General features: G+C 61.8%; 24 protein-coding genes. 14 read left to right on the forward strand and 10 right to left on the reverse strand.

Going from position 1 to position 24,446, the window contains the following annotated elements; all coding sequences use genetic code 11:
- Nucleotides 1–222 precede the first annotated feature (222 nt).
- The 5 genes from GGI60_RS19245 to GGI60_RS19265 all read left to right on the forward strand — a co-directional run bounded on the left by GGI60_RS19245 (nucleotide 223) and on the right by GGI60_RS19265 (nucleotide 6,543).
- A complete protein-coding gene (locus tag GGI60_RS19245) occupies nucleotides 223–1,749 on the forward strand; it encodes a sugar ABC transporter ATP-binding protein (protein ID WP_183917809.1) in 1,527 nt (508 codons plus the stop codon).
- Between the two features lie 76 nt (nucleotides 1,750–1,825).
- On the forward strand, nucleotides 1,826–2,830 hold the full coding sequence (locus tag GGI60_RS19250) for an ABC transporter permease (protein ID WP_183917811.1): 1,005 nt from the start codon (nucleotides 1,826–1,828) through the stop codon (nucleotides 2,828–2,830).
- Nucleotides 2,831–2,918: 88 nt separating this feature from the next.
- Nucleotides 2,919–3,866, forward strand: coding sequence for a substrate-binding domain-containing protein (locus GGI60_RS19255; RefSeq protein ID WP_183917812.1), 948 nt, complete (start codon nucleotides 2,919–2,921; stop codon nucleotides 3,864–3,866).
- Between the two features lie 245 nt (nucleotides 3,867–4,111).
- Nucleotides 4,112–5,164 carry a sugar phosphate isomerase/epimerase family protein gene (locus GGI60_RS19260; protein ID WP_183917814.1) on the forward strand — a complete coding sequence of 351 codons (1,053 nt, stop codon included), beginning with the start codon at nucleotides 4,112–4,114 and terminating at the stop codon, nucleotides 5,162–5,164.
- A 191-nt stretch (nucleotides 5,165–5,355) separates the two neighbouring features.
- On the forward strand, nucleotides 5,356–6,543 hold the full coding sequence (locus GGI60_RS19265) for a Gfo/Idh/MocA family protein (protein WP_183917816.1): 1,188 nt from the start codon (nucleotides 5,356–5,358) through the stop codon (nucleotides 6,541–6,543).
- Between the two features lie 85 nt (nucleotides 6,544–6,628).
- Here the strand turns inward: GGI60_RS19265 and GGI60_RS19270 are convergent, their stop codons facing one another.
- The gene (locus tag GGI60_RS19270) at nucleotides 6,629–7,030 is read right to left on the reverse strand and encodes a DoxX family protein (RefSeq protein WP_183917818.1); all 402 of its coding nucleotides are present in this window, start codon (nucleotides 7,028–7,030) and stop codon (nucleotides 6,629–6,631) included.
- A 263-nt stretch (nucleotides 7,031–7,293) separates the two neighbouring features.
- On the opposite strand from GGI60_RS19270, the gene GGI60_RS19275 reads away from it, so the two are divergent.
- Both GGI60_RS19275 and GGI60_RS19280 read left to right on the forward strand, forming a co-directional pair.
- Nucleotides 7,294–8,679 (forward strand): GH1 family beta-glucosidase, encoded by a 1,386-nt coding sequence (locus GGI60_RS19275; RefSeq protein WP_183917820.1) that lies wholly within the window; start codon nucleotides 7,294–7,296, stop codon nucleotides 8,677–8,679.
- Between the two features lie 138 nt (nucleotides 8,680–8,817).
- Nucleotides 8,818–11,031: a bifunctional diguanylate cyclase/phosphodiesterase gene (locus tag GGI60_RS19280; protein WP_183917822.1), complete on the forward strand. Its 2,214-nt coding sequence runs from the start codon at nucleotides 8,818–8,820 to the stop codon at nucleotides 11,029–11,031.
- A gap of 42 nt (nucleotides 11,032–11,073) precedes the next feature.
- Here the strand turns inward: GGI60_RS19280 and GGI60_RS19285 are convergent, their stop codons facing one another.
- The 4 genes from GGI60_RS19285 to GGI60_RS19300 form a co-directional block, all read right to left on the reverse strand.
- Nucleotides 11,074–12,003, reverse strand: coding sequence for a rhodanese-related sulfurtransferase (locus GGI60_RS19285; RefSeq protein WP_183917824.1), 930 nt, complete (start codon nucleotides 12,001–12,003; stop codon nucleotides 11,074–11,076).
- Nucleotides 12,004–12,066: 63 nt separating this feature from the next.
- Complete coding sequence (locus GGI60_RS19290; protein ID WP_183917826.1) at nucleotides 12,067–12,528, reverse strand: VOC family protein; 462 nt, start codon at nucleotides 12,526–12,528, stop codon at nucleotides 12,067–12,069.
- A 147-nt stretch (nucleotides 12,529–12,675) separates the two neighbouring features.
- Nucleotides 12,676–13,584: a CHAD domain-containing protein gene (locus GGI60_RS19295; protein ID WP_183917828.1), complete on the reverse strand. Its 909-nt coding sequence runs from the start codon at nucleotides 13,582–13,584 to the stop codon at nucleotides 12,676–12,678.
- Nucleotides 13,562–14,050 carry a CYTH domain-containing protein gene (locus tag GGI60_RS19300; protein ID WP_183917830.1) on the reverse strand — a complete coding sequence of 163 codons (489 nt, stop codon included), beginning with the start codon at nucleotides 14,048–14,050 and terminating at the stop codon, nucleotides 13,562–13,564. The genes GGI60_RS19295 and GGI60_RS19300 overlap by 23 nt, the downstream gene beginning before the upstream one ends.
- 155 nt (nucleotides 14,051–14,205) lie before the next feature.
- Between GGI60_RS19300 and GGI60_RS19305 the strand changes: the two genes are divergently transcribed.
- The 4 genes from GGI60_RS19305 (at nucleotide 14,206) to GGI60_RS19320 (ending at nucleotide 16,630) form a co-directional block, all read left to right on the forward strand.
- On the forward strand, nucleotides 14,206–14,844 hold the full coding sequence (locus tag GGI60_RS19305) for a 2-dehydro-3-deoxy-phosphogluconate aldolase (protein ID WP_183917833.1): 639 nt from the start codon (nucleotides 14,206–14,208) through the stop codon (nucleotides 14,842–14,844).
- A gap of 103 nt (nucleotides 14,845–14,947) precedes the next feature.
- On the forward strand, nucleotides 14,948–15,667 hold the full coding sequence (locus GGI60_RS19310) for a tellurite resistance TerB family protein (protein ID WP_183917835.1): 720 nt from the start codon (nucleotides 14,948–14,950) through the stop codon (nucleotides 15,665–15,667).
- Nucleotides 15,668–15,731: 64 nt separating this feature from the next.
- The gene (locus GGI60_RS19315; RefSeq protein WP_183917836.1) at nucleotides 15,732–16,427 is read left to right on the forward strand and encodes a GNAT family N-acetyltransferase; all 696 of its coding nucleotides are present in this window, start codon (nucleotides 15,732–15,734) and stop codon (nucleotides 16,425–16,427) included.
- Nucleotides 16,424–16,630 (forward strand): hypothetical protein, encoded by a 207-nt coding sequence (locus GGI60_RS19320; RefSeq protein WP_183917839.1) that lies wholly within the window; start codon nucleotides 16,424–16,426, stop codon nucleotides 16,628–16,630. Before GGI60_RS19315 ends, GGI60_RS19320 begins: the two co-directional genes overlap by 4 nt.
- A gap of 1 nt (nucleotide 16,631) precedes the next feature.
- On the opposite strand, the gene GGI60_RS19325 is transcribed toward GGI60_RS19320, so the two are convergent.
- From GGI60_RS19325 to GGI60_RS19335, 3 genes are all read right to left on the reverse strand, one after another.
- Nucleotides 16,632–17,705, reverse strand: a complete 1,074-nt coding sequence (locus tag GGI60_RS19325) for a nickel/cobalt transporter (RefSeq protein WP_183917841.1) — start codon at nucleotides 17,703–17,705, stop codon at nucleotides 16,632–16,634.
- The gene (locus GGI60_RS19330; protein WP_183917843.1) at nucleotides 17,699–18,340 is read right to left on the reverse strand and encodes a DUF1007 family protein; all 642 of its coding nucleotides are present in this window, start codon (nucleotides 18,338–18,340) and stop codon (nucleotides 17,699–17,701) included. Before GGI60_RS19330 ends, GGI60_RS19325 begins: the two co-directional genes overlap by 7 nt.
- A 126-nt stretch (nucleotides 18,341–18,466) precedes the next feature.
- The gene (locus tag GGI60_RS19335; protein WP_183917845.1) at nucleotides 18,467–19,360 is read right to left on the reverse strand and encodes a LysR family transcriptional regulator; all 894 of its coding nucleotides are present in this window, start codon (nucleotides 19,358–19,360) and stop codon (nucleotides 18,467–18,469) included.
- A 528-nt stretch (nucleotides 19,361–19,888) separates the two neighbouring features.
- Here GGI60_RS19335 and odc2 point away from each other — a divergent pair.
- The 3 genes from odc2 (at nucleotide 19,889) to GGI60_RS19350 (ending at nucleotide 22,956) form a co-directional block, all read left to right on the forward strand.
- Nucleotides 19,889–21,022: an ornithine/lysine decarboxylase gene (odc2, locus tag GGI60_RS19340; protein WP_183917847.1), complete on the forward strand. Its 1,134-nt coding sequence runs from the start codon at nucleotides 19,889–19,891 to the stop codon at nucleotides 21,020–21,022.
- Nucleotides 21,023–21,115: 93 nt separating this feature from the next.
- On the forward strand, nucleotides 21,116–21,706 hold the full coding sequence (locus GGI60_RS19345; protein ID WP_183917849.1) for a GNAT family N-acetyltransferase: 591 nt from the start codon (nucleotides 21,116–21,118) through the stop codon (nucleotides 21,704–21,706).
- A 221-nt stretch (nucleotides 21,707–21,927) separates the two neighbouring features.
- A complete protein-coding gene (locus GGI60_RS19350; protein ID WP_183918212.1) occupies nucleotides 21,928–22,956 on the forward strand; it encodes a serine hydrolase in 1,029 nt (342 codons plus the stop codon).
- 70 nt (nucleotides 22,957–23,026) lie between these two features.
- Here the strand turns inward: GGI60_RS19350 and cysE are convergent, their stop codons facing one another.
- Both cysE and GGI60_RS19360 read right to left on the reverse strand, forming a co-directional pair.
- Nucleotides 23,027–23,845, reverse strand: a complete 819-nt coding sequence (gene cysE, locus GGI60_RS19355; RefSeq protein ID WP_183918214.1) for a serine O-acetyltransferase — start codon at nucleotides 23,843–23,845, stop codon at nucleotides 23,027–23,029.
- A gap of 88 nt (nucleotides 23,846–23,933) precedes the next feature.
- The gene (locus tag GGI60_RS19360) at nucleotides 23,934–24,437 is read right to left on the reverse strand and encodes a GNAT family N-acetyltransferase (protein WP_183918216.1); all 504 of its coding nucleotides are present in this window, start codon (nucleotides 24,435–24,437) and stop codon (nucleotides 23,934–23,936) included.
- Nucleotides 24,438–24,446 lie beyond the last annotated feature (9 nt).

The following is a 24,446-nucleotide window of genomic DNA, read 5'->3' on the forward strand; positions in this document are numbered from 1 at the left end:
GAGAGGTCAAAGGCAAGCTTCAGCGGATCTGTGTAAATCAACGATGTAAACCTTTACATGCATGATGTAAAGGTTTACATAAGGCCCAAAGCGGACGGGAACCGCAAGCGCAGAGCTCTGAGGATCGAGAACGGTTTTCAGAATGGAAATGTGCGCTAGTTCAAGGTGATGGAGCGGCGCCGGCGCGTTCTGCCGGATGCAAGGCGCTCTTGGGGAGGCATGATGACCGTGGAGATCGCCGACACCGCACCCGTGGTGCTGTCCGCCAGGCGCATATGCAAATCCTTCAGCGGCGTGCAGGTGCTCTTCAGCGTCAATTTCGATCTCCGTGCCGGCGAAATCCATGCGCTGATGGGTGAAAACGGCGCCGGCAAGTCCACCCTCGTCAAGGTATTGTCCGGCTTTGAGCAGCCGAGCTCCGGTGAAATTCTGCTCGACGGCCAGCCCGTTATCCTGCCGCCCAATGGTGCGGCGGAAGCGCTCGGCATTGTCATCATCCATCAGGAATTCAATCTCGCCGAACATCTGACCGTGACGGAAAGCCTGTTCCTCGGGCGTGAGGTCACGCGTTTCGGTGTGCTCGACCGCAAATATATGCGCGCCGAGACACGCAAAGTCCTCGACGTGCTCGGATCGCATGTCGATGAGAATGCGCTGATCAGCACGCTTTCCATCGCCGACAAGCAAATGGTCGAGATCGCCAAGGCGATCAGCCGCGATGCGCGCGTTGTGTTCATGGACGAGCCGACGGCCGTCTTGTCGCGGGAAGAGACGAGCATGCTCTTCAAGCAGGTTCGCAAGCTGCGCGACCAGGGCACCAGCTTCGTCTTCGTCTCCCATAAGCTCGATGAAGTGATGGAATTGACGGATCGGGTGACGGTGCTGCGCGACGGCCAGTGGATCAAGACCTCGCCGACATCAATCCTCGACGGGGAATCGATCGCGCAGCTGATGGTTGGCCGCGAGCTCTCCAGCCTCTATCCCGCCAAGGTCGAGCCCGATGTCGACGAGGAGGTTGTCCTCAGGGTTTCCTCGGTGTCGACGGGTTATATCAGGGATGCGAGCTTCGAAGTGCGCAAGGGCGAGATCATCGGCTTCTCCGGGATGATCGGCTCCGGCCGCACCGAATTGATGGAGGCGATCGCCGGCCTGCGAACCCGCCTTGAGGGTGAAGTGGTCATCAAGGGGCAAACCGTTCCCTCCGGCGACGTGCATGCCGCCAATCGCTGCGGGCTTGCCTACATGACCAAGGACCGCAAGTCGAAGGGCCTGCTGCTGCGTTCCGGCATGATGGCCAATCTGACGCTGCAATCGCTCGGGCGGCATTCTCGCCATGGCTATCTCAGCCCGAGCAGTGAAGCGGCGGCGCTGGCGAAGGCCAAGCGACGCTTCGACATCAGGGTTCGCGACGGCAATATCATCGCCGGTCGCATGTCGGGCGGGAACCAGCAGAAGCTGCTGCTTGCCAAGGTCATGGAGACCGATCCCGATATCGTCATCATCGACGAGCCGACGCGCGGCATCGACGTCGGCACCAAGCAGCAGATCTATCATTTCATCTCGGCGCTTGCCCGCGACGGCCGGTCGATCATCGTCGTTTCCTCGGAGATGCCGGAGGTCATCGGTCTCTGCACGCGGGTGGCGGTAATGCGCGAAGGGCATATCGTCGGCGTGCTCGAGGGAGACGAGATTTCCGAGCAGGAGATCATGCGCTACGCCGCCGGGCTCAAAAAAAAGGCGGCCGCGTGAGGGCGAAGCGGGACTTGGCCGAAGCGGACAATAGATAGATGCCCAGGCAGTCTGGGACGGGAGGTTGGTTTTGGACATGAGTGTTAACGAGGAGACCAGGGAAATCCGGCGCAGGTCCTGGCGTGACGTCGATCTACGCGCGGTTGCACCCTTTGCCGCCCTGGCCTTGCTTCTCATCGTTGGCGCATTGGTCAATCCGAATTTCATCGGCATCACCAATCTGGCCAACGTCGCGACCCGCTGCGCGTTCATCGCCATTATCGCCGTCGGCGCGACGTTCGTCATCTCGGCCGGAGACCTCGATCTTTCCGTCGGCTCGATGGTGGCCTTCGTCGCCAGTCTGATGATCCTGCTGATCAATTCGGGCGTCATTGCCGATCCGGTGCTGATGCTGGCGGCTGCCGTGCTGTTCACGGTCGTTGCCGGGGCTCTTTGCGGCCTCGCCAACGGTCTCATCACCACGGTCGGCAAGATCGAACCCTTCATCGCCACGCTCGGCACCATGGGCATTTATCGCGGCCTGACCACCTGGCTGTCGCAGGGCGGCGCGATCACCTTGCGCTCGAGCGACATCCAGACGCTGTACCGTCCGGCCTATTTCGGCAATATCCTCGGTCTTCCGGTTCCGATCGTGGTGATCCTCGTCGTGACCGCGATTGCAGCCTTCATCCTGTACCGCACGCGTTACGGCCGCCATGTCGTCGCTGTCGGGTCGAACAGTGATGTCGCGCGCTATTCCGGCATTGCGGTCAATCGCGTGCGCACCATTGCCTTCGTCATCCAGGGCCTCTGTGTTGCGATCGCCGTGCTGCTCTACGTGCCGCGTCTCGGTTCCACTTCGGCAACGACCGGCATCTTGTGGGAGTTGCAGGCGATTACCGCCGTCGTCGTCGGCGGCACGGCTCTCAAGGGTGGCGCCGGCCGTGTCTGGGGCACGATCTGCGGCGCCTTCATTCTCGAACTCGTCGGCAACATCATGCTGCTTTCGAATTTCATCAGCGAATATCTGATCGGCGCGATCCAGGGTGCGATCATCATCATCGCCATGCTGGTGCAGCGGTCACTGGTGCGCAAATCGTAAGGCAAGCCGGCTTCTCGAATTGGTCGGGCTTTACAGGGCACCCGGCTCGAATTGGACAAGTCCCTGATATTTTTTGGGAGGAAATAGCATGCGCAAGCTCATGTTGGGTCTGGCGGTTGTGGGGGTGGCTTTTGCCGGTGCAGCCTACGCCCAGGACAAGAACTACACGATTGGCGTATCCATTCCGGCCGCCGACCACGGGTGGACTTCCGGGGTCGTGTTCCACGCCGAGCGTATTGCCAAGAAGCTGATGGCCGAACATCCGGGCCTGAACGTCATCGTCAAGACTTCGCCGGATGCCGCGACACAGGCTAATGCCGTGCAGGACCTTGATACGCAGGGTATCGACGCCCTCGTCATCCTGCCATCGGATCCGGATCCGCTCGTCAACGCCATCAAGGAAGTCAAGGACAAGGGCAAGTTCGTGGCGCTGGTCGACCGCGCACCGTCCAATAACGACAACTCCGTGCGCGACCTCTATGTCGCCGGCAACAATCCGGCGCTCGGCGAAGTCGCCGGCAAATATATTGCCGAAAAGACGCCAGAGGCTGAAGTCGTCGTCATCCGCGGCTTGCCGATCCCGATCGACCAGCAGCGCCAGGACGGTTTCGACAAGGGCATTGCCGGCTCGAAGGTCAAGGTCCTTGACCGCCAATACGGCAACTGGAACCGCGACGATGCCTTCAAGGTGATGCAGGATTATCTGACGAAGTACCCGAAGATCGACGTCGTCTGGTGCCAGGACGACGACATGGCCGTCGGCGTCCTGCAGGCAATCGAGCAGGCCAAGCGCACCGACATCCAGTATGTTGTTGCCGGCGCCGGTTCCAAGGACATGGTCAAGAAGGTCATGGACGGCGACAAGCTGATCCCGGTCGACGTTCTCTATCCGCCGGCAATGGTCGGCACGGCGATGGAACTCACGGCCGCCGCACTCTACGATCAGGTCCCAGTCCACGGTAACTACATCCTCGACGCGACGCTCGTCACCAAGGAGAATGCCAAGAACTTCTACTTCCCGGATTCACCCTTCTGATAGCAATTGGAAATACGCGCCCATTCGAAAGGATGGGCGCGGTTTTGCTTCCCTCCGGCGCGCAGTCGAAAATGCTGCACGTACCTCTTGCCCGCCAAAGCCCATCATGATTAGCTCGCAGCCGCATCGCATCCGGCTTCATGCCAGATCCGAGAGCCAGGGCGAAGAGGCGCCTTGCGCCAGCCGAATTGCGTGCTACAAGTTTCCAGAAACGTTTACGGTCGATATTCAGGGAGGAATCTGACATGAAGACGATCAAAGGCCCGGGTCTTTTTCTTGGCCAGTTCGCGGGCGATGCCGCGCCTTTCAATTCATGGGACGCAATCACCAAATGGGCAGCCGACATCGGCTACAAGGGCGTGCAGGTGCCGACCTGGGCGAGCCAGCTGATCGATCTGAAGAAGGCTGCGACGTCCAAGGATTATTGCGACGAATTCGCCGGCAAGGCCCGCGAAAACGGCATCGAGATCACCGAACTTTCCACCCACCTGCAGGGCCAACTGGTCGCTGTTCATCCGGCCTATGACGAAGCCTTCGACGGGTTTGCAGCCCCCGAGGTGCGCGGCAATCCCAAGGCCCGCCAGCAATGGGCGGTCGAGCAGGTCAAGATGGCGCTGACCGCGTCGAAAAACCTCGGCCTCAAGGCGCATGCGACCTTCTCCGGTGCGCTTGCCTGGCCGTTCATCTACCCTTGGCCGCAGCGTCCCGCGGGCCTGGTCGAGACCGCCTTCGACGAGCTTGCTCGCCGCTGGACACCCATCCTTAATCATGCCGACGAGAATGGCGTCGACGTCTGCTACGAGATCCATCCCGGTGAAGACCTGCATGACGGCATCACTTTCGAGATGTTCCTGGAGCGGGTGAAGAACCATCCGCGCGCCAACATGCTCTACGATCCTTCGCATTATGTCCTGCAGTGCCTGGATTATCTCGAGAATATCGACATCTACAAGGGCCGCATCAAGATGTTCCACGTCAAGGATGCGGAGTTCAATCCGACCGGGCGCCAGGGTGTCTATGGCGGTTATCAGGGCTGGGTCGAACGCGCCGGCCGCTTCCGCTCGCTCGGCGACGGCCAGGTTGATTTCGGCGCGGTCTTCTCGAAGATGACAGCCAATAATTTCGACGGTTGGGCCGTGGTCGAATGGGAATGCGCGCTGAAGCATCCCGAGGACGGCGCCCGCGAAGGGGCGGAGTTCGTTGCCGCCCATATCATCCGCGTCACTGAAAAAGCCTTCGACGATTTTGCCGGCAGCGGCACCGACCAGGCAGCGAACCGGCGGATGCTGGGGCTTTAATTTTTCATTTCCCTTCTCCCCAGCGGGGAGAAGATGCCCGTCAGGGCAGATGAGGGGGATGAGGAGCGATAACGACGAATGCCTTGAGCGGCAAGCGAAAGGCGATGTCTGTCGTGCCGCCCCCTCATCCGACCCTTCGGGCCACCTTCTCCCCACCGGGGAGAAGGGAAAAAGATTTCAGGAGGACAAGAATGGCAATCGAAGCATCATCGGAAAAGACCCGCGAGCCGCGCATCCGGCTCGGCATGGTGGGCGGCGGCGCCGGCGCGTTCATCGGTGCGGTGCACCGCATCGCGGCGCGCATCGACGATCAGTACGATCTTATCGCCGGGGCGCTGTCGTCGACGCCTGACAAGGCGGTGCAGTCGGGCCGCGACCTCGGTCTCGACCCGTCGCGGACCTATTCCAGTTACCGCGAGATGGCAATCCGCGAGGCGAAGCTGAAGAATGGCATCGAGGCGGTGTCGATCGTCACGCCGAACCATGTGCATTACGACGCAGCCAAGGAGTTCCTGAAGCGCGGCATTCACGTCATCTGCGACAAGCCGCTGACCTCGAACCTTGCCGATGCCAGGAAGCTGAAAAAGGTCGCCGACGAAAACGGCGCGCTCTTCGTGCTGACGCATAATTACACCGGTTATCCGATGGTCCGCCAGGCGCGCGAGATGATCGCGAACGGCGAACTCGGCGATATAAGAGTCGTCCAGGCCGAATATCCGCAGGACTGGCTGACGGAAGCGGTCGAGCAGACCGGGCAGAAACAGGCCGCCTGGCGCACGGATCCGGCCCAGTCCGGCGTCGGCGGCTCGACCGGCGATATCGGCACGCATGCCTATAATCTCGCCTCCTTCATCACTGGTCTCGAACTCGACAGCCTGGCCGCCGATCTCGACAGCTTCGTCCCCGGCCGCCGGCTGGATGACAATGCCCATGTCATGCTGCGCTTCAAGGCGAAGGGCTCGGAGAAGCCGGCCAAGGGCATGCTCTGGTGCAGCCAGGTTGCACCCGGCCATGAGAACGGTCTGATGGTCCGCGTCTACGGCACAAAGGGCGGGCTGGAATGGACCCAGAAGGACCCGAATTACCTCTGGTACACGCCGTTCGGCGAGCCGAAGCGGCTGATCACCCGTGCCGGCGCCGGCGCAGGCGCGGCGGCCGGTCGCGTCTCGCGCGTGCCGTCAGGGCATCCGGAAGGCTATCTCGAGGCTTTCGCGACGATCTATACGGAAGCGGCGCATGCGATCAACGCCCGCAAAAAAGGCAAGGAAGTCGACAAGGCGGTGGTCTATCCCACGGTCGACGACGGCGTGAAGGGTGTGGCCTTCGTCGAGGCTTGCGTTGCCTCGTCCAAGAAGAACGGCGCCTGGGTCAAGCTCTGAGGCTTGGCGATCCGCGCCTGGGTCGGCACGGAGCTCGCGAAATTGCCGAGGCGGTCATTGACCGCCTCGGCCCGTCCGTCATTCATCAGGCCGCAGCGCGGTCGCGCTTCATCAGGCTGTCGACGCTGAGCGGCCCGGCGCCCGCCGCCACCAGATAAAGAAACACGAAGCAGAACAGGATCGCCGCGACGCCGCCGTTCTGCGCGGGATAGAAGCTCTTTCCCGCATGGCCGATAAAGTAGGCGAAGGCCATCAGCCCCGAGAGCACGAAGGCTGCGATGCGTGTCTGGAATCCTATAAGGACGAGGAAGCCGAGGGTAAGTTCGATCAGCCCGGCGATCCAGGAGAGAGAGCCCATCGGCGGCACGCTTGCCGCGGCCGGAAAGTGCAGGATCTTCTGCGTTCCAAAGCTGAAAAGCACGAGCGACGAGACGATGCGCAGGAGGCTCAGCAGGTGGGGCTGCAACAGGTGGATCGAAGACAGCATTGGATTCCTTTCATGTTTTACGAATGTCTTCCGCTCTGTAGCGATCATGGGCGCGACAGCAAGTCACGACTGCTGACATTCGCGTTATGAAAGCGCTGGGGCGGAAAACAAGGCAATTGAGAGCGAGAAAAAATGCCGTATGGCCGCTCTGCCTTTCGTACTGCAACGTTGCAGTTTTTCGTCCCGGAGACCTGTACTTTGCTTTGCGGCTTGGCTAAATCCGCCCGACGGTCAGTCCGAATAGTGAGAGACGGGGATTACAGATGATCGATGCCAAGACGCTTGCAGGCCGCTTTCCCGGTGATTTCACCTTTGGCGTCGCCACCGCCGCCTTCCAGATCGAGGGTGCCAGCAAGGCCGATGGCCGCAAGCCGTCGATCTGGGACGCTTTCTGCAATATGCCCGGCCGGGTCCATAACCGCGACAATGGCGATATTGCCTGCGACCATTACAACCGGCTGGAGCAGGACCTCGACCTCATCAAGGAGATGGGCGCCGAGGCCTATCGCTTCTCGATCGCCTGGCCGCGTATCATCCCTGACGGTATAGGCCCCGTGAACGAGGCCGGCCTCGATTTCTACGACCGTCTTGTCGACGGCTGCAAGGCGCGCGGGATCAAGACCTTCGCGACGCTTTACCACTGGGACCTGCCGTTGCTGCTCGCCGGTGACGGCGGCTGGACGGCGCGCTCGACGGCCTATGCCTTTCAGCGTTATGCCAAGACGGTGATGAACCGCCTCGGCGACCGTCTTGACGCCGTTGCGACCTTCAACGAGCCTTGGTGCATCGTCTGGCTCAGTCATCTCTACGGCATCCACGCGCCGGGTGAGCGCAGCATGCAGGCCGCCCTTCACGCCATGCATTATATGAACCTCGCCCACGGCCTCGGCGTGGAAGCGATCCGTTCGGAGGCCCCGAACGTGCCAGTCGGGCTTGTGCTCAACGCGGCCTCGATCATTCCCGGCTCTACCAGCCCTGCCGACCTCGCCGCCGCCGAGCGGGCGCATCAGTTCCACAACGGCGCCTTCTTCGATCCGGTCTTCAAGGCTGAATATCCAAAGGCATTCGTCGAGGCGCTCGGTGACCGCATGCCCGTTGTCGAGGAGGGCGACCTGAAGCTCATCAGCCAGAAGCTCGATTGGTGGGGGCTGAATTATTACACGCCAGAGCGCGTCGCCGACGATGCCGAGCGCAAGGGCGATTTTCCCTGGACCGAGAAAGCGCCGCCGGTAAGCGACGTCAAGACCGACATCGGCTGGGAAATCTATGCGCCGGGCCTGAAGCTCTTGGTCGAGGGCCTTTACCGCCGCTACGAGCTGCCGGAGTGCTATATCACGGAGAACGGTGCCTGCGACAATACCGATGTCGCTGATGGCGAGGTCGACGACACGATGCGCCTCGAGTATCTCGGCGACCATCTCGACGTTGTGGCCGATCTCATCAAGGACGGCTATCCCATGCGTGGCTATTTCGCCTGGAGCCTGATGGACAATTTCGAATGGGCGGAAGGCTACCGCATGCGCTTCGGGCTCGTCCATGTCGATTACGAGACGCAGCGCCGCACGGTGAAGAAGAGCGGCAAATGGTATCGCGACCTCGCGCGGCAATTTCCGAAAGGAAACCATAAGCCGGGTCAGGGGTCTGTCTGAGCGCGAATTCTACCGGCGGCCCCAGGCCCCTTCGGGCCGGCGGCGGGCAAAAAAATAGACCGACCAAATCTGCAGCAGGCGGTTGCTTAAACGTTTCTGAACCCTTGGCTGGCAAAGTCCGATGGCTAGGGAGCGGTAATGCAGATACTCGGAAAGTTGCAGGGCAAGGGATCCGGAATAGGCCGTCACATCACTGTCACGGCTGTCCTGTTCTCCTTTGCTGTCATCGTCGCGGTTGCCACCGTCATGGTGATGACCGCAATCGAACGCGTGGCTGAAAATGCCAATGTCCTTGATGAAGCGCGCTCGCGTGAAACGACGATCGGCGCGTTGAAGACCTTCGAGGATCAACTCGGTGCGACGCTCGACGATTATGCCGCCTGGGACGACGCCGCCGCCAAGGTTTACGCAGCAGATGGAATGGCGTGGACGGTCAGCAACTACGGCGAGATGTCGGTCAATAGCTCGCTTTTCGATATGGCGATCGTCATCGATGACGCGAAGAAGTCGATCATAGCCTATCGCGACGGCAAGCCGATGGAGGAGCCACTCGCAGATTTCTTCGCGCCTTCTCTCTGGACGCTGCTCGACACGGTGAAGGCGGTCGGCCCGGCCGATAGGCCTCAGGCCGTCGGCTTCGTTCGCACCAAACGGGGGATTGCCGCTGCCGGCGTGGCGCTGGTGCGGCAAAAATCCGGGGCGCTCGATGTGCCGGCCGGTCAACATCGCTATCTTATTTTCGCCCGGCATCTCGATGAGGACAGGGTGAGCGCGCTCGGTCAGACCTATGTCATCGGTGGCCTGCGGCTGGCGCCGCCGAGCTTCGAAGCCGAGTATCTCGTGCCCATCGTCGATCCGATGGGGGCAACGCTCGGCAAGCTCGTCTGGACCTCGCGTGCACCGGGGAATATCGCCTATGCGCAGGTGCGGCCGATGGTCATCGAGGCTCTGGGTCTGGTCGGCTTGTTTTTCGTGGTGCTGCTGGCCATCGGCTGGCTCGCCGGCCGCCGCCTGAAGGCAGAGGAAAACAGGGCCCGCGAGGAGGCGTTGCGCGACAGGCTGAGCGGGCTGTCCAATCGCGAAGGTCTCGGGCTGGCCGTCGACCGCTTTGTTGCCGAAGCCCGCCAGAGCAAGCGCAATGTGCTTCTCCTCTATCTCGACCTAGACGGTTTCAAGGAAGTCAACGACAGCTATGGACACGGCACCGGCGACCAGTTGATCCGGGCGGTCGCGGCCGGGCTTAAGGTGCTGATCCCACGAGGCGCGGTTCTCGCCCGCATCGGCGGCGATGAATTTGCGATCGCCTTTATCTCCGACGGCGAGAATGCCGCCGCGCTGCAGCTTTCCGAGCAGATTCTCGATTTTCTGGTCGAACCTCTGGAGATCGGCCGCCGCGTCGTCGTCGTCGGCGCCAGCATCGGCATCGCCATGTCGCCTGCCGGAGCGATTGATCGCGAAGAACTGGTGCGCCGCTCCGACCTTGCCATGTACAAGGCCAAGGAGGCCGGCCGCGCGCGCATGACGCTCTACGATCCGTCGATGGATGCGGACCGCGAGCAGCGCAATGCGCTGGAACTTGATCTCAGAACCGCCATTGAAAGCGGCGACCTGACGCTTGCCTATCAGCCGCTGGTCGATGCAGCCACGCAGGCGCTGACTGGCGTCGAGGCGCTGGTGCGCTGGAACCGCCCGGGCTACGGCCCTGTTTCGCCCGAAGTATTCATTCCGATCGCCGAGACCAGCGGGCTGATCGAATCGCTCGGCCTGTTCGTCCTGCGCAAAGCTTGCGACACGGCCAAGCAGTGGCCGGAACTCAACGTCTCGGTCAACGTCTCGCCCGGCCAGTTCCGAAATCCCGCCTTCACTGATTATGTGCGCTACGTCTTGAAGCAGACGGAGATCGAGGCCAGCCGCATCACGCTGGAGATCACCGAAGGTTACATGATCCAGAATCCGCAGCGCACCCGCCAGTCGATCGAACGGCTGAAGGGGTTGGGAGTGAAAGTGGCGCTCGACGACTTCGGCTCCGGCTTCTCCTCGATCGGTTATCTCAGGCAGTTCGGCTTCGACCGCATCAAGATCGACCGCTCGCTGGTGATGGGCGTCAACGAGGACAAGCGCCAGCGCGAAATGCTGCAGGCGACGGTGGCGCTCGCCCGCTCGCTCGATATTCCGGTGACGGCCGAAGGCATCGAGACCGAGGGGCAGGCCGTCGCCATGCGCCTGTTCGGCTGCGACTCTCTGCAAGGCTATCTGTTCGGAAAGCCGATGGTGGCCGAGCGAATTACCGACATGCTCAACGAGCTGCGCGCCGCGGAGCCAGCGGCCCAGCGCCGTCTCGGCGCGGCCTGACGACGAAATTCTCGAACAGCAAGCCCGTCCAACAGAAACAGGTCAGTTGCCGATATGCCGCTGGCCACGTTTTCTTGCCAGCGCGATCTGATGCTGCCGCTGACGGTAACGCAACCGGTCCTCTTCGCTACGGGTGTGATAGCAGTGGCTGCAGGAAACGCCTTCCTCATAGAGCGGCGAGGTAATTTCCTCGGCGTTGATTGGATTGCGGCAGGCGTGACAGAGCTTGTGTTCACCCTCTTTCAGCCCGTACTCGACGGACACACGCTCATCGAAGACGAAGCAGGCGCCGTCCCAGAGGCTTTCCTCCTGCGGAACCTCCTCCAGATATTTCAGGATGCCCCCCTTCAGATGAAAGACCTCGTCGAAGCCCTCAGCCTTCATGAAAGCCGTGGCCTTCTCGCAGCGTATGCCGCCAGTGCAGTACATGGCGATCTTCGGCTTGTTGTGCAGGCCGGAATTCTGACGCACCCAACCCGGAAATTCGCGGAACGTCTTCGTTTTCGGATCGATCGCGCCGCGAAAAGTGCCGATTGCCGTTTCATAGTCGTTGCGGGTGTCGATGACGATCGTATCGGGATCGGAAATCAGCGCGTTCCAGTCCTGAGGCGCCACATAGGTGCCGACCACCTTGTTGGGGTCGATGTCTTCGACGCCCATGGTGACGATTTCCTTTTTCAGCTTCACCTTCAGCCGCAGGAAAGGCATTTTCGACGCGCGGCTTTCCTTGTGCTCCAGGCCCGCAAATTCCGGTTGGGCACGCAGGAAGGCAAGCACGGCACCAATACCGACATCCGGTCCCGCGATCGTGCCGTTGATGCCCTCATGCGCCAAGAGCAGCGTTCCCTTGACGCCGTTCTCTTCGCAAAGCGCCTGCAAGGGCGCCTGCAAGCTGGCAAAGCGCGCTACGGAAACGAAATGATAGAGCGCCGCTACGAGGAACGGGCTAGTGTGTGTCAGGCTGTCGGTCATGGCCGGGAAATACAGAAAATCCGCGGCTCGCGCAATTGCCTTCGCCGATAGCGGCTTTGACGGTTACCGATTATGCTTCGCCTTCCATTCCGAAAACGGCCGCACGCCGAAGCTTCGGTTGGGAGTGTCGTCGAGAATGCTGATGAATTCGATCGAGTGTCCATCCGGATCCTTGAAATAGATCGATAGGGCCGGCATCCAGCCGAGAACCACCGGCTCCGCCGCCGATTCGCCGGTAAAGCCGAGAGGTTCAACGCCCTTTGCCTTGAGAGCGGCGGGCGCCTGCAGCACGCCTTCGACAGTCATGCGGAAGGCAATATGCAGCCGCATCCGCAGGGGTCCGGTTCCGGTTTCCCAAAGGCCGAGCATGCCAGTCTTCCTGTCGTCCACCCAGAGGAAAGCGACTTTGCGCTCCTCGAACGAGGCCGCTGGTTCGAGTCCGACGACATCCCGGTAGAAAGTCGTGGAGGTTTTGAGGTCGGAAACGGTCAGATGGGTCTCGTAGAGCCCGAGCAGCTTTGGCATCGCGGCGTTTTCGGCAAATCATTTTTTCCTCCGGTCAAGTCTGCTGGTTCGGCCACCGGAGGGTAGGACCTCAAGAACAGTTGAGGTCAATGGGCTTTCTTGTGAAATTTCAGAAGCGCTGGCGCAATCGAATAATGACGCCGCCGCTCAACTTGCGGCCGTCAGCCAGAGAAGCTCAATCCGCTGCGCTTCCTCGTCGGGATCATCGGCGAAGATGGCTTCGGCCGTGACAAGCGCATGCCGCCGATCTTCCTGCTGGCGGAAAATGATGGCGTCGAGCAGATGCGCCAGATCGTCGTTGCGGGTGAAGAGCTGCGGTTCGGCTTCCACCAGTTCGCAGAGCACTGCCAGGTCGTGAATATGGCCGAGATCCTCGACGAGCTCCTTGGCCGCATCGCGCTTGGCCTTCATCGCGCCCGGCCATATGTCGCGCAACAGGGCGTGATAGAGTCGATAATCGTAGGTGCGTTTGCGCAGAACATGGAAGTCGTCGGCCGACGCCTCGCCGTGGCAGGCGGCGAGCGCTGCCCTGGCCTTTCGCGCGGTGCGGCGCCAGCTCTTCGCCAGCTTGCGGGCATTCTTGCGGTGACCGCCATCAAATGAGACTGTATCGACGGCGGCAATCGCTTCTTTCAGAACGTGCGAGGTTTCCGCGAGCCGCTGCTCTAGGCCGCTTTCCGCCTCCGCCATCCAGTCACGGCGGCCTTCGAGAATGGTGACGATCCGGCCGAGCGCTTCGTTCTCCTCTGGCTCACGGGCCGACTGTTGCAGATATTGCGCCGTGCCGATAAGAGCGGCTGCGTCGCGGATTGCCGACAGCGAGCGTGCGACATCGCGCAGCCTTGCATTTTCATGCTCCTGGAATTCGGGCACCTCGCGAGCCACGAGCCGGTAGAGCGAGCGCAATCGCTTCAGGTTCTTGCGGAAGGAATGGATCGCCTCATGCGCGCCGTCCGGCCGCTCCTCAAGAACCGTGATGGCGCTTTCCAGCTGCTCGGTCGCAACGCTCCGGAATGCCTCGGTGAAATCGCAATCAGGCCGAATGCGATAGGCCATGCCTGTCGTGCCCGTATTCTGTGGCGAGGGCCTGGTTTGAATAGCGGAAATCGCCGGTCACTTCGCGGCCAAGCCAGCTGGGCAGGGCCGGGTCGTCGGTTTCCGCCGTCATTTCCACTTCGGCGATCACCAACCCGCGATGCGCCCCCGCAAAGACGTCGACCTCCCAGACGAAACCTTGAAACGGAACGCGGTAACGTGTTTTTTCGATGACGATGCCGACCGCATTCTCCAACAGTTCCTCGGCATCTGCAATCGGGATGTCAAATTCGAATTCGTCGCGGGTGATGGCGCTGCGGCCAATCTTGATCGTCAGCTTCGCCTTCCGGCCGTCGAGGATGCGCACCCTGACGGAGCGGTCGTCCATCGAGGCGATATAACCCTGCTTGAGCTCGGATTTCGTCTCGACGGCGGATCGCCATCCATCGCTGCGCACCAGAAACTTCCGCTCGATCTCTTTCGCCATGCCAGTGAACCTTTTGTGACGATCGCCGCAACGGTAGACCAATTTACCCGCATTTCATACCCATCTTCTCATGCGGCCGGGTTTTATCTCGACAAGGGTCGGCGGGGGCGTTATTCGGGATGCAATTTCAATCGTTTCAAGGAGGTCGCGCGACCATGGGCGAGAAAACAGAGAAACTCCTTTCCATCCTGAAACTCCAGCCGGTTGTCCCGGTCCTGATCGTCGATGATGCCAAGTCGGCGGTGCCGCTGGCGCGCGCGCTCGTCGCAGGCGGCCTGAAGGCAATCGAGATCACCATGCGCACGCCGGCGGCCCTCGAGGCGGTGCGGGCCGTCGCTGCCGAGGTCGAGGGTGCTGAAGTCGGCGCCGGCACGATCCTGAATGCCGCCCATTGGCGGGCCGCCGTCGAGGCTGGTTCGAAGTTCATCGTCAGCCCGGGCACGACGCAGGAGCTGCTCGACGCCGCCGCCGATTCCGACGTGCCACTGCTTCCGGGCGCTGCCACCGCCAGCGAAGTCATGGCGCTGCGCGAAGAAGGCTACCAGGTGCTGAAGTTCTTTCCCGCCGAGCAGGCCGGCGGCGCCGCCTTCCTGAAGGCGCTTTCCTCACCCCTTGCCGGCACGCTGTTCTGCCCAACCGGCGGCATTTCGCTGAAGAACGCCAGGGATTATCTGTCGCTGCCGAACGTCGTCTGCGTCGGCGGTTCGTGGGTCGCGCCGAAGGAGTTGGTCGCAGCCGGCGACTGGGCGGGGATCACCAAGCTTGCGGCGGAGGCCGCGGCTCTGAAAGTCTGAGGTCGGATCGGCGGGGGATGCACAATCCCCCGCGCCCCGTGTTTGTATTTCAGCCGTCGCAAACCTATGTTCTCTCCAGCCTCAAACAGGGAGACGACGAGGAATGTTCGACGCAAAGAAGCTTCTCGACCAGTTCTTGGGTTCGCAGGTGCCCGGTCTCGGCGGTTCAGTCCGCGACAGGGCGGGCGATGCCGTGCAGACGGCGAGGAACAACCCGATGAAGACCGGCGCGCTTGCGGCCGTGCTTCTCGGCACCAAGACCGGGCGCAACATCGCCGGCAATGCGCTGGCGATCGGCGGTCTCGCCGCCATTGCCGGCCTCGGCTACCAGGCCTACAAGAATTATCAGGCGGGTCAGGCGCCTGCGGCTCCCTCGGATGCGCCGTCGGCCAACAATCCGGTTCTCCTGCCGCCGCCTGTCGACTCCGGTTTCGGGCCGGCGTCACCGGCCGGCAGCAACGAATTTGTGCTGGTGCTGATCCGCGCGATGATCGCCGCCGCCAAGGCCGACGGCCATATCGACGATGCCGAACGCGCGCTCATCATGGACAAGATCAAGGCGGCCGATGTCAGCGGCGAGGCCGCGGCCTTCATCGAACGCGAACTCGCTTCGCCGACGGATATCGATGCGCTTGTGGCTGCGGCGGTGACGGAAGAGCAGCGCGTCGAGCTCTACACCGCCTCGCGCCTGACGATCGAACCGGATTCGCGCGCCGAACGCGGCTATCTCGATCTGCTTGCCGGCCGGCTCGGCCTTGCCGACCAGCTGGTCGACCATATCGAGGCGACGGTGTCGTCCGCCAAGACGACCTTGTCACAGTAACATCCAGGCCGGTTGCCTTTGTCGGGCGGCTGGCCTATCCACTCCTCAGAACAGGGGAGTGGATATGCGCGATCTTGCGAATTTCAAAGGCTGTCCGGCGCCGACGCCGGTGACGCTGAAGGGCCGCTTCGTTACCGTCGAGCCCTATCGGCGGGCGGAGCATCTCCAAGCTCTGTGGGAAGGTCTCGGCGGCATGGGCATCAACCCGCTGCTGCTCTATTTCGCGCAGGACGATTTTTCCGGCATCGAGGATTTCGCCAACTGGCTGGAGGCCGTCTCCACCAAGTCCGGCTGGCTCACCCATATCTTCCGCGACAACGCCACCGGCAAGATTGTCGGCATGGCGAACTATATGCGCGCCGACCCGGCAAACGGCGTCGTCGAGATCGGCGGAGTGGCGCATGGCGCCGACATGAAGCGTTCGCCGCTCTCCACCGAGGCGCACTATCTGATGGCCAAGCACGTCTTCGAAGATCTCGGCTATCGCCGTTACGAATGGAAATGCGACAACAAGAACGAAGCGAGCAAGACGACGGCCCTGCGCTACGGCTTCAGCTTCGAAGGCGTCTTCCGCCAGCACATGATCTCCAAGCACCGCAACCGCGACACCGCCTGGTTCTCGATGATCGATGCCGAATGGCCGCTGATCAACGATGCTTTCGAGGCCTGGCTTTCTCCCGAGAATTTTGACGCTGCCGGCAACCAAATTCGCCGCCTGCAGGATATTCGCGCCGATTTCGAAAAGGAAAGGCTCGCATGAGCCCCGAGAGCCGCTCGCAGGCGACCGCCGCCGCCATCATCCTGCTTGGCGCCGGCCTCGTCCTCTATTTTCTGCCGACCATCGTTTTATGGATCGGCAATTTCTCACCGGTGCTGGGAATTGCCGTTGGCGTCTGCCTGATCATGGCGTTTTTCGTGGTCTTCTGGCTGCGGGCGCGCTATCAGCGCGGCAGAGGAAAATAGTCTATCCCTGCAGCGAGCCCCCGAGCAGCAGGACTCCCATCAGAATGACGAGCAGGGCGCCAAGGATTTCGATGGCGTTGCCGATCCACACCGAGGCGGCTGAGCCGCGCCCGGAGAGGCGGACCGCAGCACCTTTGGCGGTGACGGCGAGAGTGGCAAGCAGCGACACGGTGATTGCAGTGCCGAGCGACATGGCGGCGACCGACAGCATGCCGCCGAGGTAGAGCCCGTTCAGCAGCGAAAAGGTCATGACCAGAAGCGCACCGGAGCACGGGCGGAGGCCGACGGCCACGATCGCCGACCAGGCCTCGCGGGCGTTGAACTTGTCGCCGCCGAGCAGCGCGGGGTCGGGCACGTGGGCATTGCCGCAGGTCTCGCAGACCATGCCGGGAACGAAGGTATGGCCGGCTTCCACGGCCTGCGCCTTGCCGTTGAAGGCATAGGCCTGGCGTTCGGCCGCATTATCCTTCCAGTCGAGCATCATGCTGACCGGACCGGCGGACGTGGCCATCAGCCGGCGGCGCGGCAAATTGCCCGCCATCGAGCGCAGTTTGCGAAACAGCAGCCAGCCGCCGAAGAGGATGACCATGACGAAACTTGCGATTTCCATCGCATGGGTCGCGGCCGTCAGCGTAATGCCGGTGCCGCGCAGCACCAGCCAGGCGCCGCCAACTAGCGCCACGGCGACGACACCCTGGATGAACGCCGAAATGAAGGAAATCACCACGCCGCGCTTCAGCTCGACCTCATTGGCGATCATATAGGAGGAGATGACCGCCTTGCCGTGGCCGGGGCCGGCGGCATGGAAGACGCCGTAGGCGAAGGAAAGACCGATCAGCGATGTCAGCTGCCACGGATCCTCGCGCATGCCCTTCAAGGCATCCGTCAGCGCCCGGTAGAAGGCCTGCTGTTCATAGTTCACATAGAGGAAGAGCGGTGCGAACGGCCCACCGGTCGGTTGAAAACTCGGTTCGGCCGTGCCGATGCCGAGCGGCGACTGCGCATGGGCAAGGCTTGCCGCCGTCACGAGCGCAAGCAGTGCTGCGGAAAGGATGAGGGGGCGTTTTATCAGCATGTGATCTCCAGCCGGGTGGCGAAGAGCTTGGACATGTTGGTGCCGGTGGGATCGTTGAAGAAGGCGTCGGTCAGCGACTGCTTGTTTTGCGAGATCACCTCGTCGGCATCCGGTCTCACCACCTGGTGTTTGCAGGCTTTGAAGCTGTCGCCGACCGTGGAGAGTTCGTTGTCTGTCGGAAAGTCGATCGACGTATAGAGCGTCGGGTCGTAGACGCCGAAAGTGAGCCTGCCCTTGAGCGGCATCTTCTCCGCTGGCTTGACCGCGAAGAACATCAGGAGCTGGCCGTTTTTATAATCAACATGGATGATGTCAGGCTGCTGGACGGTGACGTTCTTCCCGTTGACCGTCAGATTCATGTAGTAGTCGTAATCGGCAAGCGACTGCTTCACCGTTTTCCCAACCTGCGCGAGTTCGTTCGGCTCCAGCTTCAGATCGGTGTTCTTGTCGAAATCCATGACGACCGAGGAGGAGAAGACCTCGTCGAAGCGCCAGACATTGCGCAGTTCCTCGATGCTGCCGTCGGCGCCGGCGACGACTTCGAGCCGCGCCTCCACGAAGATATGCGGATGCGCAAGGGCGGCGGCCGGCGCCAGCGAAAGAAGCGCGGCTATCAATGGTATGGATTTTTTCATAAGTCCCGCTGCCTTATTCGCTCGATCCGAGTTCTTGCCAGAAATTGGGACGGAATTGGGACCGGCTTGCGGCCGATGCCGATCGTCGACGTCCGATTCCCCAGTCGGGGGTCTTTCGTCAAAGCCTCACGGATGCTTCTTGAACCAGTTGTGCAGGTAGTCGACGAAGATCCTCACCTTGGCCGGCAGGTAGCGCCGGTGCGGATAGACGGCATAGATGCCGCGGTCGGTCGGGATGTAGTCGTTAAACAGCGTCAGCAGCTCCCCGCTCTCGATCGGCTTGCGGGCGATGAAATCGGGGATGAGAGCGATGCCGATGCCGGCGAGGGCTGCGCGCAATGTCGCATGCGGACTGTTGACCTCTATCGGCCCGGAGACGGCGACGGCGAAGGTGGTGTTATCAGGATTGTAGAAGCGAATGCTCCCCTGCGTGCGCGAATTGGTATCGACGATGAAGGGGACATTGGAAATGTCGCTCGGATGCTCAAGATCGGGATGGCGCTCGAGAAATTCAGGCGTGACGCAGAGATGGACGCGGAAATCGGAGATCTTGCGGGCGATCATGCCGGAATCTTCGAGCTTGGTAATGCGGATCGCGACATCGAAGCCCTCCTCGATCAGGTCGACGAACCGATCGTCGGCGGCGATCTCCAGCGACAAGTCGGGATTTTCCCGGGCGAAATCGATCAGCGACTGACCGACGTCGGCATCGACGAAGGTGCGCGGCACCGAGACGCGAAGCTTCCCCTTCAGCTGCGCATTGTTCTCGCGCACGAGATCGGCGAGGTTGTCAATCTCCTTAAGGATATCGGAAGCGGTGCGATAATAGGTGTGGCCGGCTTCGGTCATTGAGAACTGCCGGGTGGTGCGGTTGAGCAGCAGGGCGCCGAGCTCATCCTCCAATTCGCGCACATATTTGGAGAGCAGCGCCTTCGAGCGACCGGTGCGCCGTGCCGCGGCGGAAAAGCCTTCGGCCTCGACGACATCGATGAAGGCGCGTATGCGGGTCAGAGTGTCCATGGCGCTTCCCCAAGCTGTTTCGAAACGTTGAACAAATTGGCCCGATCTGTTCAATTATTTTTTTGACCCCAGATCAAAAAAACGCTTGATTGTGAAGGCGAATATTCTTATTTCCACCTCAGCCCAAAGTCGCACGTGCCCATGGGTGTCCGCCGAACCCTCGAATTGGTGAGGAAATCGGTAAGGTACCTGGAATTAACCCCTCCAGTCGCTATTCCGGCCAACCGGAAAATGCGAGGACGCCTGAAGCAACGACGGTGCGGGCCTTTTTGTTCTCTCCCTGCTTTCCATCAGCGGGGGTTACTGAAGAGGCACACCATCATTGCCGGAAGTGCGGTTGGGATTCTCCCTCCAATCCATGGCAGACAAAGCCGAACTTACACCGCATCGCGGCGTTGGTTCACTATCCGCGCATCGAGCGCTTGCTATGGTTCCGGGGTCTCCACCGGCTGGTTCCAATGCGAGTTCTCGTATGCCCTTTGTCCTCCGGTTCATGCCGGAGCTCTGGAATTGGAAGAGGGAATCGATATGACCACCCAGCGCATCCGCGACTTTCTCGCAACCCGACGTCCCGACGGTCCCTGCCTGGTGGTTGACCTCGACGTCGTTCGCGACAATTTCCATGCCTTCCGTCACGCCATGCCGGACAGCGCCATCTACTATGCCGTCAAGGCCAACCCGGCTCCTGAGGTGCTGAAGCTGCTCGCAGGCCTCGGCTCCAATTTCGATTGCGCATCCGTTGCCGAAATCGAAATGGCGCTCGAGGCCGGCGCGACCGCTGCCCGCATCTCCTTCGGCAACACGATCAAGAAGGAACGCGACGTCGCCCGCGCGCATGCGCTTGGCGTCAGCCTCTTTGCGGTCGACAGCCACGAGGAAGTCGAGAAGATCTCGCGCGCCGCTCCCGGCGCCCGTGTCTTCTGCCGCGTGCTCACCGATGGCGAAGGCGCCGAATGGCCGCTGTCGCGCAAGTTCGGCTGCGTTCCGCAGATGGCCGTCGACGTTCTCGTCTACGCCCACCAGCTCGGACTGCAGTCCTACGGCGTCTCGTTCCATGTCGGTTCGCAGATGACCAAGGTCGATGCCTGGGATTCGGCACTCGCCGATGCCAAGCGCGTTTTCGTATCGCTTGCCAAGCAGGGCATTCACCTGCAGATGGTCAACATGGGCGGCGGCTTCCCGACGAAGTATCTGCGCGACGTTCCGTCGGCAGAGGCTTACGGCAAGTCGATCTACCAGGCGCTGCGCACGCATTTCGGCAACCAGATCCCGCAGACGATCATCGAGCCGGGCCGCGGCATGATCGGCAATGCCGGCGTCATCAAGGCGGAAGTCGTGCTGATTTCGAAGAAGTCGGACAATGACGATGCCCGCTGGGTCTTCCTCGACATCGGCAAGTTCGGCGGTCTCGCCGAGACGATGGATGAAGCCATCCGCTATCCGATCCGCACGGAGCACGACGGCGACGAGATGGAACCCTGCGTCATCGCCGGCCCGACCTGCGATTCGGCCGACGTGCTCTACGAGAAGAACCTTTATCCGCTGCCGATCTCCCTTTCGATCGGCGACGAGGTCCTGATCGAAGGCACCGGCGCCTATACGACGACCTATTCGGCGGTCGCTTTCAACGGCTTCGAGCCGCTGAAGGCCTACGTCATCTAAGGTCGTTTCCGCCGGCCCGGTAACCAGCCGGGGCGGCAACCTCACATGTTCCTTCATCGCCGCTGATAACGGTATTGGGTACGGGAGGCCGAGATGGCCGCTGTTCTTGATTCTGTCCGCGCATTCTTTGCGCCCACCACCTTCGCCATCGACGTCGAAAATCCGTCGGATGTCGTTGCGCGTGAAAACCTGCTCGACCGCGTCATGGGGCCGGATCGCCGCAAGAAATCGTCGGAGAAGATCCGCCGCAACCGGATTCCGGCCGAAGGCCTCGCGCTCGTCGCGCGCGATCGCGACGGCCATGTCATCGGCTCGGTGCGGCTCTGGAACATTGAGGCGGGCGTCAACGATGAAGGCACGCCGATCAATGCGCTGCTGCTCGGTCCGCTCGCCGTTGCGCCCGATCACGGTGGCAAGGGCGCCGGCTCGGCGCTGATGCGGGCGGCGATTCTCGAGGCAAAGAACCGCGGACATGGCGCTGTTCTGCTCGTCGGCGACGCCGCCTATTACGAGCGTTTCGGGTTCTTCGCCGAAAAGGCTCGCCATCTTGTCATGCCGGGTCCGTTCGAACGCTCGCGCTTTCTGGCGCTCGAGCTCACGGAAGGCTGGCTTGACGGCGCGGCCGGCATGATCGTCCCCTCGGGGCGCATGCTGACCGGCGCGCCGGTTCGCCGCGCCGCCTGAAGCTGTGCCGATCGGCTGGCCGGGGTGGAACGTCCTTACCCCGGCCGGCAATATCCGCGCCGTTTGATCATGGAGGCAAGCGGGCCTGCCGTGGTTGCGGCGCGGATTGTCCTTTTGGCGGCCGACGCGGCGCATGATCACCGGCGCACGCGGCAACACAATCGCGTGAAAAGTGCCGCCGGCCCGCGAAGATATCGCTGAGATATCCTATCTTGCGCCGCATGCTCCGTGTTCTCTCCTTTCTGCTTCTTTTCTCTCTGCCGCTTGCCGCAACGGCGCCGGCCACTGCCCAGAGCGTAGCCCGCGCCAGCACCGGGCTTGACCCGCGTCTCGATCAGGCGGCTGATGACCCGGCGATGCGGCCGCTCAAGGTGGTGATCGTCGCGCGCGGCGGGCGGGTGCTTGCCGAACGCGGTTTCCACGGTCATTCACCGGCAGAATCGACCAATATCAAATCCGCTTCGAAGTCGATCATTTCGGCGCTGGTCGGTATCGCTATCGACAAAGGCCTGCTGAAGGGGCCGGATCAGAAGATCGCATCGATCCTGAAGGCCGATCTGCCCGAATCACCCGATCCGCGCCTCAACGACATCACCATCGGCAATCTTCTCTCCATGCAGACTGGGCTCGATCGCATGTCGGGGCCGAACTACGGCCGCTGGGTCTCCTCGCGCAACTGGGTGCGTTTTGCCCTTTCGCAGCCTTTCGTCGATCAGCCCGGTGGAGAAATGCTCTATTCCACCGCATCCACGCATCTGCTGTCGGCCATTCTCACCAAGGTCAGCCGGCGGTCGACGCTGGCCCTGGCGCAGGAATGGCTGGGTCCGGTCGACGGTTTCCGCATCGGCGCATGGGAGCGCGATCCGCAGGGCATCTATCTCGGCGGCAACCAGATGGCGATGAGCGCCCGCTCCCTGCTTGCCTTCGGCGAACTCTATCGCAACAGCGGCAAGACCGCCGAAGGCCGCCAGGTCATCCCGGCCGACTGGATCTCCCAATCGTGGCAGCACCGGACCAACTCACGCTTTTCGGGCGACGAATATGGCTATGGCTGGTTCACACGGCAGATTGGCGGCGAGCAGGTGCATTTCGCCTGGGGTTACGGCGGACAGATGCTCTATATCGTGCCGTCGCTCGATTTGACGGTCGTCATGACTTCGGAAGAGAGCGGCCCGTCCGCCCGAAACGGCTACCGGGATTTGCTGCACGGTCTGTTGGCGGACATCATCGGCGCGGTGCGGGCCGCCTGATTGCGGCGCCCGTGCATCTTGGAAATCAGCAGGCCGCGTAACGACCGAGGCACATTTCGGAAAGACCTAGCTAGATATTCTGATCCATCGTCTCGGCCGGGATTTCGTCGGCGCGGTGGATGCGCACGAGGGTGGCCGGCACGCCGGCGACCGTACAATGTTCGGGAACCGGCTTCAGCACGACACTGCCGGCGGCGATCTTGCTGAAGGCGCCGATTTCGATATTGCCGAGGATCTTGGCGCCGGCGCCGATCATGACGCCATGGCGGATCTTCGGGTGGCGGTCACCGGTTTCCTTGCCGGTGCCGCCGAGCGTGACGCCCTGCAGGATCGATACTTCGTCCTCGATCACGGCCGTTTCGCCGATGACGATTCCCGAGCCGTGGTCGAGCATGATGGAAGCGCCGATCCGTGCGGCCGGATGAATATCGGGGCCGAAGACCAGCGAGGCGAGATTGGCGAGCCAGGTGGCGATCTCCGGCCGGCCGGCGTTCCAGAGCTCGTGGGCGACGCGGTGCGTCTGCAGCGCATGAAAGCCCTTGAGGTTGAGGAGCGCGTGCAGAAATGTCGTGCAAGCGGGATCGCGCTGGCGCACGGCTGCGAGGTCTGCCTCGACCTTCCGCATGATGTCGTCGGTGAGGGTGGAGAGGATAAGATCGAACAGATTGCCTGTTTCCACCTGCGTTACCGAGAGCCGCGCCGCCAGCACCCGGGCGATGATCTCATTGTTGCCGGTGGCATCCGTTACCTCAGTGGTCAGCAGCCGTCGCAAGATCGGCTCGCGCACGGCAAGTTCGGCCGACTCGGCGCGGATCATCGCCCAGACGGAGGCATTGTCCGGAGAAGGTGGCTGTTGTTCGGCCAAACCGAGGCCGGTCGATTTCGGCATTCCCGTTTCCTCTGTCAGCGACAGCGCAGCCACTTCCTGCGCGCGGTTCATGTTTCGCCTGGCCAAGGCATTTGGCAAGTCCGATGTTCTACGGCCCTGGATCAGACGGCTGTAGGCCAGGCGTCCGCTCCGGAAGCCGGCGCCAGTGATAGAGCACGTCGGGCTCCTTTTCCTCGTTGTCGAGACCATCGGTCTTTTCCTCGACGGAAAAACCGTATCGCTCGTAGAAAGCGCGGGCGCCGCTATTGCGCTGGAACGTCCAGAGCCTGATTTCGTTCATCTCCTCCCGGGCGCAGCCGAGCAGCAGCGAGCCGATGCCGATATTCTGGAAATCGGGGAGAACGTAAAGCTGTTCGATCCAACCGTCACCAAAGGCGATGACGCCAACCAGCCGGTTTCCGATTGCGGCGCCGAGGATGGTGCAATTCGGCAGGAGATGCTTGCGCCAGTACTGCTCTTCTTCCTCAGGCGTATGCAGATCCGGCAGCCAGGGCAATTGCCGCCACAGGGCGACGCGCCTGATTGCCGCCGCCGCTTGCATATGCTCGGCGCCAAGCGCCACGATCTCCGGTTCGGTCACGGCGTCGCCCATTGCCGGCAA

The organism is Rhizobium lentis (genome assembly GCF_014200175.1).
Classification (GTDB): Bacteria; Pseudomonadota; Alphaproteobacteria; order Rhizobiales; family Rhizobiaceae; genus Rhizobium; species Rhizobium mulingense.

What these genes read in the sequence shown, in the direction of transcription:
- GGI60_RS19245 (WP_183917809.1), top strand. Translation starts at nt 223, where the DNA reads ATGACCGTGGAGATCGCCGACACCGCACCCGTGGTGCTGTCCGCCAGG.
- GGI60_RS19250 (WP_183917811.1), top strand. Translation starts at nt 1,826, where the DNA reads ATGAGTGTTAACGAGGAGACCAGGGAAATCCGGCGCAGGTCCTGGCGT.
- GGI60_RS19255 (WP_183917812.1), top strand. Translation starts at nt 2,919, where the DNA reads ATGCGCAAGCTCATGTTGGGTCTGGCGGTTGTGGGGGTGGCTTTTGCC.
- GGI60_RS19260 (WP_183917814.1), top strand. Translation starts at nt 4,112, where the DNA reads ATGAAGACGATCAAAGGCCCGGGTCTTTTTCTTGGCCAGTTCGCGGGC.
- GGI60_RS19265 (WP_183917816.1), top strand. Translation starts at nt 5,356, where the DNA reads ATGGCAATCGAAGCATCATCGGAAAAGACCCGCGAGCCGCGCATCCGG.
- GGI60_RS19270 (WP_183917818.1), bottom strand. Translation starts at nt 7,030, where the DNA reads ATGCTGTCTTCGATCCACCTGTTGCAGCCCCACCTGCTGAGCCTCCTG.
- GGI60_RS19275 (WP_183917820.1), top strand. Translation starts at nt 7,294, where the DNA reads ATGATCGATGCCAAGACGCTTGCAGGCCGCTTTCCCGGTGATTTCACC.
- GGI60_RS19280 (WP_183917822.1), top strand. Translation starts at nt 8,818, where the DNA reads ATGCAGATACTCGGAAAGTTGCAGGGCAAGGGATCCGGAATAGGCCGT.
- GGI60_RS19285 (WP_183917824.1), bottom strand. Translation starts at nt 12,003, where the DNA reads ATGACCGACAGCCTGACACACACTAGCCCGTTCCTCGTAGCGGCGCTC.
- GGI60_RS19290 (WP_183917826.1), bottom strand. Translation starts at nt 12,528, where the DNA reads ATGCCAAAGCTGCTCGGGCTCTACGAGACCCATCTGACCGTTTCCGAC.
- GGI60_RS19295 (WP_183917828.1), bottom strand. Translation starts at nt 13,584, where the DNA reads ATGGCCTATCGCATTCGGCCTGATTGCGATTTCACCGAGGCATTCCGG.
- GGI60_RS19300 (WP_183917830.1), bottom strand. Translation starts at nt 14,050, where the DNA reads ATGGCGAAAGAGATCGAGCGGAAGTTTCTGGTGCGCAGCGATGGATGG.
- GGI60_RS19305 (WP_183917833.1), top strand. Translation starts at nt 14,206, where the DNA reads ATGGGCGAGAAAACAGAGAAACTCCTTTCCATCCTGAAACTCCAGCCG.
- GGI60_RS19310 (WP_183917835.1), top strand. Translation starts at nt 14,948, where the DNA reads ATGTTCGACGCAAAGAAGCTTCTCGACCAGTTCTTGGGTTCGCAGGTG.
- GGI60_RS19315 (WP_183917836.1), top strand. Translation starts at nt 15,732, where the DNA reads ATGCGCGATCTTGCGAATTTCAAAGGCTGTCCGGCGCCGACGCCGGTG.
- GGI60_RS19320 (WP_183917839.1), top strand. Translation starts at nt 16,424, where the DNA reads ATGAGCCCCGAGAGCCGCTCGCAGGCGACCGCCGCCGCCATCATCCTG.
- GGI60_RS19325 (WP_183917841.1), bottom strand. Translation starts at nt 17,705, where the DNA reads ATGCTGATAAAACGCCCCCTCATCCTTTCCGCAGCACTGCTTGCGCTC.
- GGI60_RS19330 (WP_183917843.1), bottom strand. Translation starts at nt 18,340, where the DNA reads ATGAAAAAATCCATACCATTGATAGCCGCGCTTCTTTCGCTGGCGCCG.
- GGI60_RS19335 (WP_183917845.1), bottom strand. Translation starts at nt 19,360, where the DNA reads ATGGACACTCTGACCCGCATACGCGCCTTCATCGATGTCGTCGAGGCC.
- odc2 (WP_183917847.1), top strand. Translation starts at nt 19,889, where the DNA reads ATGACCACCCAGCGCATCCGCGACTTTCTCGCAACCCGACGTCCCGAC.
- GGI60_RS19345 (WP_183917849.1), top strand. Translation starts at nt 21,116, where the DNA reads ATGGCCGCTGTTCTTGATTCTGTCCGCGCATTCTTTGCGCCCACCACC.
- GGI60_RS19350 (WP_183918212.1), top strand. Translation starts at nt 21,928, where the DNA reads ATGCTCCGTGTTCTCTCCTTTCTGCTTCTTTTCTCTCTGCCGCTTGCC.
- cysE (WP_183918214.1), bottom strand. Translation starts at nt 23,845, where the DNA reads ATGCCGAAATCGACCGGCCTCGGTTTGGCCGAACAACAGCCACCTTCT.
- GGI60_RS19360 (WP_183918216.1), bottom strand. Translation starts at nt 24,437, where the DNA reads ATGGGCGACGCCGTGACCGAACCGGAGATCGTGGCGCTTGGCGCCGAG.